Annotated in this window: 11 protein-coding genes; 7 read left to right on the top strand and 4 right to left on the bottom strand. The window is 45.9% G+C overall.

Annotated elements, in window-relative coordinates; genetic code table 11:
• The first annotated feature begins 28 nt into the window (after window positions 1–28).
• Window positions 29–394 carry a MerR family transcriptional regulator gene (locus OM416_RS22580; protein ID WP_264933224.1) on the top strand — a complete coding sequence of 122 codons (366 nt, stop codon included), beginning with the start codon at window positions 29–31 and terminating at the stop codon, window positions 392–394.
• A 41-nt stretch (window positions 395–435) separates the two neighbouring features.
• Here OM416_RS22580 and OM416_RS22575 read toward each other — a convergent pair whose 3' ends face one another.
• Entirely contained in the window at window positions 436–1,110 is a 675-nt protein-coding gene (locus OM416_RS22575; RefSeq protein ID WP_264933222.1) for a VOC family protein, read from the bottom strand.
• Between the two features lie 28 nt (window positions 1,111–1,138).
• Window positions 1,139–1,999 (bottom strand): LysR family transcriptional regulator, encoded by an 861-nt coding sequence (locus tag OM416_RS22570; protein ID WP_264933220.1) that lies wholly within the window; start codon window positions 1,997–1,999, stop codon window positions 1,139–1,141.
• A gap of 183 nt (window positions 2,000–2,182) precedes the next feature.
• On the opposite strand from OM416_RS22570, the gene OM416_RS22565 reads away from it, so the two are divergent.
• Window positions 2,183–3,379 carry a CynX/NimT family MFS transporter gene (locus tag OM416_RS22565; RefSeq protein ID WP_264933218.1) on the top strand — a complete coding sequence of 399 codons (1,197 nt, stop codon included), beginning with the start codon at window positions 2,183–2,185 and terminating at the stop codon, window positions 3,377–3,379.
• Window positions 3,380–3,406: 27 nt separating this feature from the next.
• Here the strand turns inward: OM416_RS22565 and OM416_RS22560 are convergent, their stop codons facing one another.
• Window positions 3,407–4,438: a helix-turn-helix transcriptional regulator gene (locus OM416_RS22560; protein ID WP_264933216.1), complete on the bottom strand. Its 1,032-nt coding sequence runs from the start codon at window positions 4,436–4,438 to the stop codon at window positions 3,407–3,409.
• A gap of 87 nt (window positions 4,439–4,525) precedes the next feature.
• Between OM416_RS22560 and OM416_RS22555 the strand changes: the two genes are divergently transcribed.
• Window positions 4,526–4,969, top strand: coding sequence for a VOC family protein (locus OM416_RS22555; RefSeq protein ID WP_264933214.1), 444 nt, complete (start codon window positions 4,526–4,528; stop codon window positions 4,967–4,969).
• A gap of 153 nt (window positions 4,970–5,122) precedes the next feature.
• Window positions 5,123–5,716: a TetR/AcrR family transcriptional regulator gene (locus tag OM416_RS22550; RefSeq protein WP_264933212.1), complete on the top strand. Its 594-nt coding sequence runs from the start codon at window positions 5,123–5,125 to the stop codon at window positions 5,714–5,716.
• A gap of 61 nt (window positions 5,717–5,777) precedes the next feature.
• Here the strand turns inward: OM416_RS22550 and OM416_RS22545 are convergent, their stop codons facing one another.
• On the bottom strand, window positions 5,778–7,721 hold the full coding sequence (locus tag OM416_RS22545; protein WP_264933210.1) for an NAD(P)/FAD-dependent oxidoreductase: 1,944 nt from the start codon (window positions 7,719–7,721) through the stop codon (window positions 5,778–5,780).
• Window positions 7,722–8,503: 782 nt separating this feature from the next.
• Here OM416_RS22545 and OM416_RS22540 point away from each other — a divergent pair.
• The 3 genes from OM416_RS22540 (at window position 8,504) to OM416_RS22530 (ending at window position 15,337) form a co-directional block, all read left to right on the top strand.
• Window positions 8,504–11,608 carry an ATP-binding protein gene (locus OM416_RS22540; RefSeq protein WP_264933208.1) on the top strand — a complete coding sequence of 1,035 codons (3,105 nt, stop codon included), beginning with the start codon at window positions 8,504–8,506 and terminating at the stop codon, window positions 11,606–11,608.
• The gene (locus OM416_RS22535; RefSeq protein ID WP_264933206.1) at window positions 11,586–12,710 is read left to right on the top strand and encodes a response regulator; all 1,125 of its coding nucleotides are present in this window, start codon (window positions 11,586–11,588) and stop codon (window positions 12,708–12,710) included. Before OM416_RS22540 ends, OM416_RS22535 begins: the two co-directional genes overlap by 23 nt.
• Before the next feature lie 146 nt (window positions 12,711–12,856).
• Window positions 12,857–15,337: a bifunctional diguanylate cyclase/phosphodiesterase gene (locus OM416_RS22530; protein ID WP_264933204.1), complete on the top strand. Its 2,481-nt coding sequence runs from the start codon at window positions 12,857–12,859 to the stop codon at window positions 15,335–15,337.
• Window positions 15,338–15,487 lie beyond the last annotated feature (150 nt).

The following is a 15,487-nucleotide window of genomic DNA, read 5'->3' as shown; positions in this document are numbered from 1 at the left end:
GCAAGAAAAAGAAATGAGGATGTTCCATATGAAAATTAGTGAAGTGGCGAGCAGGGTAAACCTTCCGATATCCACGATTCGGTACTATGAGAAAATAGATATTATCACGGATGAACATGTGCTGAGAGATCATAATAATTATCGAATATATGCGGATAGCATTATTCAGCATCTAGAAGTGGTCAAACAATGCTTAGCTGTTGGTTTTACGATCCATGAGATCGAATCCATGATCTCTAAAGACGGGTTTTCAAGTAATGATCAAGCGAGCATTATCCAAGCGAAAATATCAGAAATTGAAGAAGCACAAAAACAATTAGAGAATTCCAAACAAAATCTGTACGAAATTCTCAAATCGGATATCACGTGTGAGGATGGTTTTGGTAAGTATTGAGCCGGACCTCCCTCTTGAGCTTGTCTTAGTACGTTCTAACATCAGATCGATTTAATTGTGTACAAACCGTCCTGTAAATGTAGACTACCGGGCTGTCCCGTTTCAACCTTCACCTTAGTGGCAAATATACCGGGCATGCGGCCGTCTGGGAACCAGGGCATCTGTTTATCAATAACAATAAACATGCCTTCTGCATCACCCGTGGGGGAAAATTTCTTCCCGTCTCCGGCAAAGGGTTCAAGGTGATAATGCCCATTCAATGTGCTCATCGTCTCAGGAACATCGTCGACAGGCAGACCAATTTCACTAATACATAGCAGATGCTTCGCTTCGAAAGCTTCATTGACTGCATTATCGAGTGAGTGGTGAGCGATGAATTCCATCAAGTTACCATTTGGATCATAGAAATAGAAGGCTGTTGCATCCCAGTAGGGGAAATAAAATTCATCTTGTCCATCTTTGGAAAGCAACGTAAGGTTACGGTCGTGGGCCCACGTTTTCGCATCAGCGAGTGTATTCGTTGGAATCGTAAACGCTACATGATAGTACGGCTTCTCCTTTTCTGGAGCCTTCTTGAATGAAAGGACCGAGTCTCCTACACGAAATGAAACGAATGTTGTATCATCCTCCACAAGCTCCAACTCCAGTCGTGTACCGTAAAACTCCTTTATGGCCTCGATCTGATGTGCCAACAAACACACTTCTCTTATTATCATTTCAGTCTCTCTCCCTTTAAACTCATCTTTAATTGAAATACTCGATCGTTTTCTCAATAAATGCTTTTGCTGATTGTGTCAGATAACGGTCGGAGCGATGGATGATCTCAAAGTGTCGGTATGGCGGATCGTCTGTAATTCGAATACAACGTAGCGTGGGCTCATTCATGGCCTGGATCAGAGGATAAGGCAGCAGTGTTCCTCCCACGTTGGCTTTGACCAGGCTAATGATGGAGGTCGCCGAGCTGGTCTCCATGATGGTGTTTAGGGTGAATCCATATTTACGGCAATAACCGTCGACCAATTCTCTGCCCGTAAATCCTTCGGGGAACATCACCGTTTGGATATCACGCAGTTCCTGGATTTCAATTGTGCTGCGTTCAGCCCAATCATGATTCTCGGAAACGACAAGTACATATTCTTCACTGCACAAAGGAATGCGGACAAGCCGATTATCAGGGGCAGACGTGATCTCGATGCCAATGTCGACTTCATTTTCCAATACTTGATTCACGACATAGATCGAAGAGATCACCTTCAATTGTACCTTGGGGAATCGGGCATGAAAATCAACGAGCAGTGGAGTGAGACGGTAATCCAAATCTGATGGAAGAACACCGATAACTAATCGACCTCGCTGATCATTGCGGAATTCAGCTAGCGCATCCTGAGTATTCTGTAAATGCCGAATCATCTGTACACAGTGCTCCAGAAACAAAGTTCCAGCCTGGGTCATCACAATCTTTTTGCCGACACGGTCAAATAAAGGAACACCAAGCTCATCCTCCAACCCACGTATTTGTTGACTCAACGTAGGTTGAGATATGCCAAGTTTCTCAGCTGCCCGAGTAAAATGAAGCTCCTCGCACACGGTAATAAAGTTTTCCATCTGACGAAACTCCATGTAATCACCTCTAATCATTGGTTTTAGTAATCATTTTAATAGAAACAATAGTATTGTTCAATCATTATGATGAATCTATACTTAGTCATGTACCACTCAAAGATCCTGGTATTAACAAATAGGATCTTTGGTGAAGGCAAGAATACTACTACCATGAGGTGATTCATAATGAAAATTTTCTATATTGTCTTGGCTCTTATTCTGGCTTCACTGAACTTAAGACCACCGATTACCTCCATATCTCCTCTCATGAGCACCATACAGAATGATCTGGGTTTGAGTGGTATGACCGCCAGTCTGTTAACGACATTACCTGTATTATGTATGGGCATATTTGCTCCGTTCTCTGTAAGACTAAGTAGAAGGTGGGGGAACGAAGGTGCCATTGTGCTGGCTTTAATCTTTATTGGGATAGGGACAGGATTACGTTTGTTCGTGGGCGCAACTCCATTGATGATGTTCACTTCTTTTCTGTCCGGTGTAGGGATTGCATTGGCAGGTCCGCTTTTGTCCAGCTTCATTAAGCAGTATTTCCCTAACCGAGTGGCAGCCATGGTGGGCATCTACTCTACTGCAATGGTGATGGGGGCCAGCATTAGTGTGGGATTATCGGTTCCGCTCCAGCATACGCTGGATGGATCTTGGAGAGGGTCTTTAGCCACATGGGCATTACTCGCAGCCATTGCGTTGCCGATCTGGTTGAAATTAGCTTGGTCTGCGCGCACAGAGCGACAATCTGGACAAACTTCAGCTGTCATTCATGCATCACTTCCGGTAAAGAACAGGCGTGCATGGGTGCTAACATTGTTCTTCGGGCTGATGGCAGCAATCTTCTATTCATTAACCGCTTGGCTTGCGCCAGTCATTCAAAGCCAGGGATATAGCCAGGAGACTGCTGGTAACATCCAAACGTTATTTACATTGATATCGTTGCCCTCAACGTTATTCATTCCGATGCTTCTACATCGGTACCAAAGACGTGTATTTTGGCTTGTCGGATGTGCAATGTTGGAGTTGATTGGTGTCCTGATGTTGAATCTCTCTGTCAGCCCGTGGCTCGCGGCGATCCCGCTCGGTATTGGTGCAGGTGGACTGTTCCCGATTGCACTGATGTTACCGATCGATGAGACAAGCAATGCTCAGGAAGCCAGCAGCTGGTCTGCTATGACTCAATCCGGTGGCTACATTCTTGGAGCACTTGGGCCGCTTGCGATTGGTTGGCTCCACGACCTGACAGGCAGCTTCATACAAGCATTTTATGGTTTGGCTATCATCATCGTGCTGCAGATTATCGTTCAAATAGCTATTGGTAATAAGAAAATCTCAAAAGTTGTTGACCATGAGCAGGAGCTAAAAGGCATGTAAAGTAAAATGGATATAGAAATATGATCTTTATACATGATCCAACAAGTCCATATAGTACTGCCTTAACGCTTTCTGTAAGATGATGGGCTCCATAATCTTCATCGATTTACCATAACTCGCAAGATATCTCACAATGAAATCAAGCTCATGAGGTTCATACGAACCTACAAGAAGCATTTGTCCCGGTTCATTGCCCGATTCGTTGGCGTGTATGATCTGCATGGATGGAAAATGTTCTTGCTGGAAAAGTTCAACCCCGGCTTCGTCGATCCGACATTGAAATGGAATAGCATCTTGTGATGGTTCCCACAACGAATGGGTATCCTGTACATGAAGTTCAATAACAGGGGCCAAAGGTTCGATGTCGGACAATTCAGCTGAAGTGATGCGGTCGCAACGGAATACACGATATGCTTGCTTTTTCAGATCATACGCCTGGCAATACCAATAACCTTTCCTGGCATAGATCGTGATGGGTTGGATCGTGCGGATGTTGGAGTTGGGTGGCCGCGAAGATGAATCCGATTGCTCAGTATCAGGATGGTTTGCAGCAGATGACCTTTGATCAGGTGATCTCCGTTGTCCAGGATACGTAATCTGGATCACTATATTCTGCACAGCAGCCATCAACAAAAACTCCAAATACGCACTATCGCGGATCTGCTCCGTATGTCGGAAGGAAACCCGATGTTGAATGTTCTCAATATCCTGTCGCTGCTTGTCGGATAGTGCGCTCATAAATTTCTCATGAATGGTCCGGAAAGAAACCTGAAAGGGCAAGCTGGTGAAGCTGCGGAGGGCCTGCATTGCAAAATAAAGGGCATGAAGCTCACCCGTATTAAACGAAATGGGAGGCAGCTGCATCTGTTGCAGCAGTCGGTATCCGCCGTAGCGTCCATATTCGGCATAGATGGGTGCACCCAACTCTTCCAATGAAGCGATATCTCTTAACGCGGTCCGCTTGGAAATCTGGAACTCCTGCATGAGATCTTGCAGGGTGAACTGTTGTTTTTGATTAATAAAGCGAAGCATCTGGTTCATGCGTTCTGATTTTTTCATATCGAACCCTCTTAATGGTGCCATGAGTTGGCACCTTTCGTAGTTATAGTGATAAGTGTAATCCAATAGGAACAAGGAGGCAATATAATGAATTTTGAAGTGATACCATTTTTGTCGATGAACGGGGATGCGGCGGCAGCCATTGCTTTTTATGAGGAGTTTCTGGGCGCCAAGGTGATATTCAAGAAAAGCTATAAAGAGATGAAGGAGATGAACCCGGGCTTCGAGTACCCTGCCGGTCAAGATGAATATATTACACATTCGGTACTGGAGATTGGGGTCAACAAAATCATGATTGCGGAAGAAGCAATGGACACAGAGAGAGCATGGCAGCTGGGAAACAGCACATCATTATGTATCCAATCCAAGGATAAAAGTACAATCGATCAACTGTATCATTCTCTGGTGCAACATGAGGGTGTGAAGGTACTGGTACCTTACGAGCAAAATGAATTCAGCCCAGGATACGGCATTGTGCGTGATCCGTATGGCATTGCGATTCAGCTGTGTGTGACGGTGCATGATTTTTAGAATGAGGTGAGGAGTCGTTTCATTCATTTATGCCTCAAGTGAACATTCATCACTAAAGCTTCACTTCAGTAGCCCCATAGATTAGGTATAATCTACAGTAGAGGTTTGGACAACAGAGCAGGATGTCTGAGCAGAGAGGGGCTGGGGGTTGAAGTGAGAAAACAAGGAGCTATTGGCAAAGAGAGCAGGCTTCGTCTCCTGGAGGCAGCAGCAGAGGAGTTTGCATTGAGTGGGTTCTACCAAACAAAAATAAGTTCAATTGTTGCTCGGGCAGGGTTAACACAACCTGCATTTTATCTGTACTTTGAGAGCAAAGAAGCTGCTTTTGCAGAGCTGGTGGCAGATTTTCGCAATGGCCTCAGTCAAGCAGTTCGCGATAGTCATATCGGGCCGGGAAAGAATAGGGAGGACCTTAAGGAAGCGGTCGTGGCCTCGTTGGAGCAGATCTACCGATTCCTCGGACGGAATCCGGCATTGACCCGAATTGGATTGTATCTGTCCCCGGAGTCCGTGGGCATCAAGGCTGAGATTGCCGGACTCATGGAACAGAATCTGATTGAAGAACAGCAAGCCGGATATTATCGGCAGGATCTTGATGCGATTTTCTTTGCGGAATGTCTGCTGGCCATTATTGAACGGTTAACCCTGATTAAGCTGTTGCCGGGTCACGAAACGCCTTCGCAGTTGGCACGGCAGACGCAGGATCTCTTTTTCTACGGCATATTGGACATGCAACAGCGAAGCTAAATGAGTTCAACAGGAAGAGCCAGACCCGTATTATCGGAGTCTGGCTCTTTTTGGATACGAGCTAAATGGCGCTCGCTGCGTAAAATCCCGAACGAACGGCAGTACCTACTTTGCCAATCTTAACGCAGTCGCCCATAAGGCTGGTTTTGGTTCCATACTTGGCCCGGATCAGCTCAGCGATCGTTGTATTCTTTCTCATCCCAAAGGCGTTAATGATCGTATCCGCTTCAATGAATACTTTGGAGCCATCGGCTCTCTCTGCATGTAACCCATTGGCTTCAAAGGAGAGGACCTTGTGTCCACCGAGAATGGTCACTCCGTAGCGATCGAGCATAGGCATCAGTGTTGCACGGTTAATGTACATCACATCTTGCCCCGCTTCCGGGCGCATCTCGATGATGGTGACTTTTTTGCCTTCCATAGCCAGCTCAAGTCCCAGATCGCAACCGGTTAAACCCCCACCAGTAATGACAATATGTTCGCCGCGCACAAGTTCTTTTTGTAAATGGGCCTCAATGGCTCCCACGACATTATCGTTATCGATTCCAGGGATTGGAGGCACAAGAGGTACCGCTCCTGCACCGATGAAAATATGATCAGCGGCTTCAAGTGCCGGGTCATCCGGCTTGATCTCATGATTTAACTTCACTTTCACGTGAAGCTGTGTTAACTGCCGCTCATACCAGCCAATCAGGGCGCGTAACTGGCCTTTGAATTCCGGGGTTGCTGCACTGGTGACCTGTCCACCGACAGAGGCCTCTTTTTCGTATAGTGTAACTTCATGCCCTCTGAGTGCTGCTACACGTGCCGCTTCCAGACCGGATGGTCCTCCGCCTACAACAACGACCTTCTTGGCAGTCTCCGCCGGATGAATGGCGAAGCGTTTTTCGTTGGCTGCCTGAATGTTGACCGCACAGCTGATTTTGGTATTCCGTTCGATGATCCGACCGATGCATTCCTCGTTACAACGAATACAAGGACGAATATCCTCCCTCAAATTATCCCGCAGTTTGTTTGGAAGCTCGGCATCGGCAATCAATGCGCGACCAAACATGACGAAGTCCGCATTCCCGGATTCGATTAAGCGGACAGCACTCTCCGGTGTATGGCTTCCCGAGTTCAAAATAGGAATGTTCACAACCTGACGAGCAGGCTCACACATATAGTCCATACAAGCATCACCCAAGTAAGCTGGCGGGAAAATGTAATCAATTCTTTCGTAGGAGCCTGCATCAATATCAACGGCATCTACGCCAGCACGTTCGAGAATCTGCAGCATCTCCAGACTGTCCTCGACTGTACGTCCCCCTTCAAAGCGATGATCCAGTGCCATCCGGAACAAAATGGGCATGTCCGGACCCACAGCTTGGCGTATGGCCTTTACGATCTCAACCGCGAATCGCATCCGTTTCTCTGTCGTGCCGCCATATTCATCTTCACGTTTGTTCCAGATCGGCGACATAAACTGATCGATCAAATAACCGGCATGGGCATGAATTTCGATCCCATCAAAGCCCGCCCGTTTCAGTCTGGCTGCCGAATCGGCGAATTGCTCCATAATGGTCTTTATTTCTTCCACCGTAAGTGGATGGCATAGAACTTCCGGATTATATATGGCGGGGATGGCCGAAGCCGATACGGGAGGTTTCCCCGAACGGTCTGGTAGCGCGTTGCGTCCGGTGCCGCAGCTGAGCTGAGCGATAATTTTGGTGCCATAACGTTGGACTGCATCGACCAGATCCGTGAGCAATGGAATGACATAATCCTTCTCCACAATGCCTTCCAATACACCCTGGGCCAGATCTTCCGTCAAAAATTGTGCCCCTAGAATGATCATACCCGCGCCGCCTTTGGCGCGTTCCTCATAATAATCGATTTCTTCCAGGGAGATGCGGCCATCGGGGCTAGCCGAATTGGTTCCCATAGGAGACATGACAATTCGATTCTTCACTTCCATGGTTCCGATGCGGAATGGGGTGAACAGCTTTTCATAAGGATAATTCATGTGTGTGTCCTCCTGTTGTTAATAAGTATTGGATGAATTGAATAGACAGAAATATTGGATAGAAGTACAGGTTACTCGCGAGTAATATAAGTGATAAACCCATCGTAAACGTTCAGCAATAAATTATAAGTGAAATAAATCACAATCAATTCATGTTGTCTACATTTATGGAGCAGAGTATAAGTTATGAATCATTTGGCATGAAAAAATAGCAGACTTAGGCGCAGATGGAAGAAGTGATGGTTATAGCGGACCTCTTTTCGTGTAAATCATATAGGTAAGGATTTCGCAGTGTATAAGCATGTTCTATGGATAAAGGAAGAAGGGATAATAGGATTACGAGAGGTATCGACCATATTGGAATAACTGTGCCGGATATGGAGCAGGCAATCAGTTTGTGTATGGAAGGGCACCGTGGGGGATGCTGATCGAGCTGATCTCCTACCCTGCAGGCATACAATATCCCAAACACAGTGAAGCAAAGCGCTGGACACCACCTGGCAGCGCGATATGAGGAAAGACCAAGTAAATGCAGGCCGAAAGAACGAAGTACGTTAAAGATGAAATTAATTAAAGAAACAGGACGATGTTATGATAAATCGTCCTGTTTCTCATGTTTACAGAGTAAGAACAGCCCCTAAAGAATAGGCAAAATGTTAGCAATGTAGAAGTGTATGCTCCTATGCTTTGTGTTACGATACGTACATGTAGACAGCGATCGGAAGGTTGTTCTGTCATCACATGATTAATCACAGGTACGTTTAACGGATGGGGATAAGCTATTGAGTCGCACACGTTTTATTACATTTATTATAGGTGTCGTTGCCTTGTTTATCGCACTAAATGTGCTCTCTTTTCTGGAGGATGAGCATGCTCCGAAGGCGCATGAAGGGGTACTGGATCTGCGTCAGGTCGGAGGTTTGAAGGAGGGCGATATCGCCCTTAATGGAGAGTGGTTGTTTTATCCCGGGCAGTTACTGGATGGAACAGAGAAGACGAGTGCTCACGAATATATCGCGACCGTTCCTGGCAATTGGCAGTCCGTCATTGAACCTTATCTTCACCAGGGTGCGTTCGGGTATGGGACTTATCGTTTGAAAATATTGCTGGATGCCGAAGGAGAATCTGCACAGCAGATTGCCTTGCGTGTTCCCTTAATTCGTACAGCCCACACGTTGTTTGTTAATGGGATACAGATTGGTTCGAACGGAGTTGTCTCGACAAGCGCTGGACAATATACTCCCCAAGTAGAGCCCTATATCTCACATACGGAGATAAGCGGTTCCGAAGTGAATATTGATGTACAGGTAGCCAATTATGATTTTGCGAATAGCGGGGGAATGATCGAACCCATTCACATCGGCAGTATGGATGCTATATACCAATTGCAGCAGAGGAATGTGGCTTTTGAATTTGGTATTCTGGTTGTATTTGGTTTTCTGAGTATGATTTTTGGATTCATGCATTATCAGTCACCGCGAAGCGGCTGGATCTATATGTCTCTTTTTTTCATTAGCATGATGGTCACCAGCTCGTATCAGGGAACCAGATTATTATTCTGGCTATGGCCTGACCTTACATATGCTACGGGCTTCATTGTATATTTTCTGTCCATAGTCGGTCTCACGTTCTGGATGTTTATGTTTGTCGCCTGTCAATTGGAAACGGTGATTAGACGTTGGGTGAGATACGCGGTGTACATCTTCAACGCGGTCTTCATTATCTTGCTATTTATCTTGCCAATTGACATGGTGTCACATCTGGTCGTGACATTGGTGATCCAAAATGTAGCCGTATATAGCTACTCTTTAGTAATCCTGCTTCGGAGTTTCCGAGGTGGCGATCCTGTTGCTGGACATCGTTTTTTGGCCTTTTTTATATTTGCCGCACATAGCTTGTCCAATCTATTATTACAGCTCGGTCTCACCCACATGGGTGACTGGTACTTTATTCAGGTCTTTCTCTTCTCGGGTTTGTTTATTCTAATGTTTGTGCAGCAATTTGTACTGACCTATAGACGCTTGAAGCGGCTATCCATTGAGATGAAGCGTGTCGAGCGGTTCAAGAATGAATTCATGGCCAATATTTCGGATCAAATGAAGACCCCGCTTCAGGCGTTAATTAGTATCGCGGATGCACGCCTTCAATCAGACCATCACCTTACAGCCGACCAGAGACAGGACCTGCAATTGCTTACATCGGTCGGCTGGATGATGCGCAGCATGGTGGATGATTTACTCGACTTTTCGCAAATTCGTGAGCAACAAATATATTTGACGATCCGGTCCGTTGATTTCTACGCATTAGTAGATGAAGTGGTGGAACGTGTCCGATATATGGTATATGACCATTCCATAGAAATTACAAGTCGTGTGGATAAGACACTGCCACGCGTAGCTGCCGATGAGCAACGCTTGCATCAGATTCTGGCAGGTGTGCTCCAGCATAGCTTGAAGGTTACCGTTACGGGGACGATCCAGGTTGAAGCTGCAGTAGTGAACGGGATGGTTGAAGTTCGTGTCCATATGCAAGGGGATGTCATTTCATTGGAGCAGACCGCGCTTACCCGTGCGTTGTTCGAATCCAGGCTGGATCAGGATCATGCACATATGCATCAAAATCCGGATGCTCCAGGGTTATATCTGGTCAAGGCATTAACGGAATTGCATCATGGAACGGTACATGTACCCGACAGTGCATCTGGAGTAATGGACATCATACTTACGCTACCGTTAAGTGCAGATTCATTCAGAAATGAAACACAAGTTGTATTGTCACCTATGGTTGAGCAGAAGGCGGCAGTTCAATCGGTTGATAACCATGCTCTGAATTTGCCAGTGAACCGAAGTAATCGATCTCTATCCAGTATGTACCATATTATGATTGTGGATGATGATGCGCTGAATTTGAATCTTTTGCTGCCTATTCTGAATCTGGATGATTATCGTGTGACTGTGGTGAGAAATCCAGAAGAAATCATGCAGAGCATGCATCCATTGGATGAAATGGACCTGATTATCGTGAATCGTACGTTGTCTGGCATATCAGGTACCGTCATCTGTGGCAAAATCCGTGAACAGTACACTATGTTTGAGCTGCCCATCCTGTTACTCATTTCTGCATGGCAAGGGGATCGCGCTTTGGAAACGGGTCTGGCCGGGGCTAACGATTTTCTGCGCAAACCGGTGGAAGGTTCCGAACTTCGTGTACGTGTACGTACCTTGTTACAGATGAAACGTTCAGTTGCCGAACGCATTCGCATGGAACTGGCCTTTCTACAGGCGCAGATCAAGCCGCATTTTCTGTTCAATACTCTGAATTCCATTGCAGCACTAAGCAAAAGCAAACCTGCACAGATGAATGAACTGCTCAATGAATTGGGCAATTACCTGCGGGAAAGCTTCCGATTTGACAACACGAATCCACTGACGCCTTTTGATCGGGAGTTAAAATTGGTGCAATCCTATCTACATATTGAAAAGGTTAGATTTGACGATTGGCTGGACTTTAAGATTGAAGTGTTGACCTCAACTAACTTCCGGGTCCCTCCCCTGACCATTCAACCTTTGGTGGAGAATGCCGTACGGCATGGTATTATGCGACGTGCTGAGGGAGGACGCATTCTGATTCGGGTTACGCGGGAAGAACCATTCATTCTGATTACGGTGAAGGATGATGGAGTAGGCATGTCGACGGAAACACTGGAACGGATTATGGAGGGGCCGACGGTCGAAAGTGGAATCGGCATCCGAAATATTGAGCGTCGACTCAAACAGCTATTCGGATGGGGACTGCTCATACATAGTTCCCTGGAACAGGGAACCGAGATTCAAGTCCGGCTTCCAATAGAAAAGGTGGGATTTCATGAAAGCGATACTGGTGGATGATGAACCGCTCGCGTTGAATCATCTTGCGGAGGAACTGGAGCGCATTAGCGATCTGGACATTATTGGGAAATACCGCAGTCCCAGACAGGCTCTGGAGTATATCATACAGGTTCGACCGAATGTGGTTTTTCTGGATATCGAGATGCCTGAGATGAGCGGAATTGAGCTGGCTGAGCGCATTCTGCAACAACTTCCAGCGACCCAAATTGTGTTTGTCACGGTATATGATGAATATGCAGTCAAGGCGTTTGAACTCAATTCTCTGGATTATCTGCTGAAACCGTTGCAGACAGAGCGGCTGGAGAAGACGATTCATCGATTGTTGCTCACATCAGATCCTACTGAACGGTTCCCGGATTCACAGGTTATACTTCATTGCCTTGGTCCATTGCAATTTGAAAAGGCGGGGAGTCCGCCGATCACTATACGTTGGAAGACGTTCAAAGCCCAGGAACTATTCTCGTTCCTCCTGCAATATCGAGATAAACCTGTTCGCAAGCAGGTGCTGCTTGAACAACTGTGGCCTGAGATTGAATGGAAACGTGGAGTGACCCAGCTCTATACGGCCATCTACCAGATTCGCAAACAACTGCAGGCTGAGCAGGTTAATATCCAGATTTCCAATCTCGATGAAGGATATATGCTGCAATTGAACGGGGCATCCCTGGATATGGACATGTGGGAGAAAAGGGTAGCCGAAGCGCCTGCCGTTACAGCGTTAACGATGGATCTTCATTTACAAATTTCATCTCTCTACAAGGGTCCATATCTGGGGGAAACAACGTATCTGTGGGCCGAAATGGAGCGACGCCGACTGCGCAATCTCTGGCTTCGCCATGAGAAACAAATTGCAGATTATTATATCGCTGCCCATCAGGATGAAGATGCGGTTGCACATTATCTCAAAATACAGCGCATGTTGCCTGATGAGGAAAATATATATGTGGTTCTGATGAACCTGTATCATCGACTCGGTGATCGACGTTCGGTCGAGGTTCAGTATAGCCTGCTATGTCGTATGTTGAGTCAGGAAATGGATATGCTCCCTCATCCCGCTGTTCAGGAATGGTTCGAAAGCTGGAAATCCAATCGTTCAACCTAAGCCTACTTGCCCTAGCAAGTGGGTTTTTCTTACGGTCCACTGCCTGCGGAAGTCATTTTGCTTGGGACTTATGGTTCAGGTTTCAGAAATGTTTCAAATCGATGTTCTATAATGAAAGAAGTAACATGTAGAGAGAGGCATCGATAATGGAACATACCCTGGAACACAGTATTCAACATGGCATGGGTTCACATGATAACGTACTTGTCCTGATTTCATATTTGATTGCTGTTGTGGCTTCGTATAACGTTCTGGACCTCACCAGCAGAATTAACAAAGCCAGCGGTAAAAGTCGTTGGTTATGGCTATTTTTTGGAGCAATTATCATGGGTATGGGCATCTGGTCCATGCATTTCGTTGGCATGATGGCGATGTCACTGCCATTTCCCGTTTCTTATGATCTTGTCATTGTGCTGATCTCTGTAGCTGTAGCCATTGTGGCATCTTTTGTGGCGTTGCTTGTAGTCTCCCGGCAGAGGCTGCCACTGTTACAGTTATTGGGTGGTGCCTGTCTGTTTGCGCTCGGTATCGTGTTGATGCATTATATCGGGATGTATGCGATGCAGGTGGAGATTCGATACGATCCTATGTATGTCATGTTATCGATTATGATTGCATGTGCAGCTTCAATTACAGCACTGTGGTTATCGCTATATTTTCTTAAATCGGATACACGTCATGATGTTTGGAAAAAGGTTGGAAGTGCCCTCATCATGGGAGGGGCTATTGCGGGTATGCATTATACAGGCATGATGGCAGCGCACATCGAATCGGATATGCCCCCGAACCGGGTGATATCTTCGCTAAACACAATTCTCGACCAGAAGCGTCTAGCCTATTTTATTTCCATGGGTACGTTATTTACGCTGGGATTGTCGATTGTTGGTCTGTACATATCAAGACTGTTTTCCAAACAGGAGTCGGAGAAGCAAGAGAATGAAAAATGGTATAAATCGCTCTATGAGCATAATCAGGATGGTATTATTTCTATCGATCTTCACATGCGAATTGTCGGAATTAATCCAGCAGCAGCTCGAATTGGTGGTATTAAGGAGAAACAATTAAAGGATCAATCCGTAAGTACTCTATTAACCATGGTTGTGGAGGAGGATCGGGAACGCATCAGGCATATGTTCGTACGTGCTACGGATGGTGAAGAGATGAAGTACGAGACTGTCATCTATAGCGCCAAGCAAGAACGGGTTGAACTTGGCGTTGTGCTCGCACCTGTCATTGTAGATGAACAAGTCGTGGGAAATTATATTATTATGAAGGATATCACGGACGAAAAACGCGTAAAGGTGAGAAACTATCATCTGGCTTTTCATGATGAGTTGACCGGACTGCCCAATCGCAGAATGTTTAATCAGAGGTTATCGGAGACGATTGAATCTCATCGTTATGAGCAAAAACAGTTTGCCGTCATGGTCCTTGATCTTGACCGATTCAAAGTTATTAATGACTCTCTTGGACACATCTATGGAGATCTGTTTCTTCAGGAGATGAGCCGACGGATTAAGGATGAACTGAATGGTGAGGATGTAACGCTTGCCCGAATGGGTGGAGATGAGTTCGCGATTCTTGTTCATCAGTACACTAGTCTAGGAGATATCACCCGCGTGGCGGAACGCATCATTCAGGCGATTGCGAAGCCTTGTTATCTAAAAGAGAGCGAGTTCTATGTTACGGGCAGTATTGGTATCGCCGTATTTCCGGACCATGGGCAAGATGCTGTAGAATTGCTGCAGCATGCGGATACGGCCATGTATGAAGTGAAGAAGAATGGCAAGAACGGATATCAATTCTTCTCTGCCGAATTGCATCACGAGCTGCGGGAACGAATGGTGCTGGAGAATGACCTTAGAAAAGCATTGGATCGAGGGGAATTCGTGTTACATTACCAACCTCAGATTCAGACAAGTGAAGTCAGCATGATTGGTGTCGAAGCCTTGGTACGGTGGAATCATCCGACCCGTGGATTATTGTATCCCGGCACGTTCATTTCGGTTGCAGAAGAGACGGGCATGATTATTGAGCTGGGTAACCGGGTGCTGCGGGAAGCCTGTATCCAGATGCGAAATTGGCATGAGGCAGGGGGACCTTTGATTCCGGTGTCCGTAAATCTGTCCTCTCAGCAATTTCATCAATCCAATCTGGTGGAACAGGTTCATCAGATTTTACTTGAAACGGGCTTGAGCCCGCAGTATCTGGAATTGGAAATCACGGAAAGCATGATGATGGATGCGAGGGCTTCCATTGAAATTTTGAACCAGTTAACCAAGCTTGGAATCCGGATCAGTCTGGACGATTTTGGAACAGGTTACAGTTCATTTAGTTATCTAAAAATGTTCCCGATTCACAAAGTGAAAATTGACCGCTCTTTTATCCAGGATATTGCGGTTAATCATAGCGATAGAGCCATTGTTTCGACTATGATTACAATGGCGAAACAATTGAATATGGATGTCATTGCAGAAGGCATTGAAACGAAGGGACAACTGGATATTCTGACCGAACAGGATTGCAATGAAGTGCAGGGGTACTACTACAGCAAGCCATTGCCAGCGGATGAGGTGGAGCAGATTTTCTTTTTGCCCCAGCGGTCGGGTAAAGTATTGACGTTCTGAAAAATGACACATAAAAAATAAACGGCAACAGGTGATCCAAAGTTCTGCAAATCGGGTATCAATAGTAGAGTCATTTAGAACCTGATGGATACATATGTTGCTGTGATCGTTGTTTTGCTGGTTAAAGGCTGTTTATTATGGAATAAACTG

Origin of the sequence: Paenibacillus sp. LS1 (assembly GCF_026013365.1) — a bacterium.
Taxonomy (GTDB): Bacteria; Bacillota; Bacilli; order Paenibacillales; family Paenibacillaceae; genus Paenibacillus.
The sequence above is the reverse complement of the archived record's forward strand: the minus strand, read 5'-3'. Positions and strand labels throughout refer to the sequence as shown.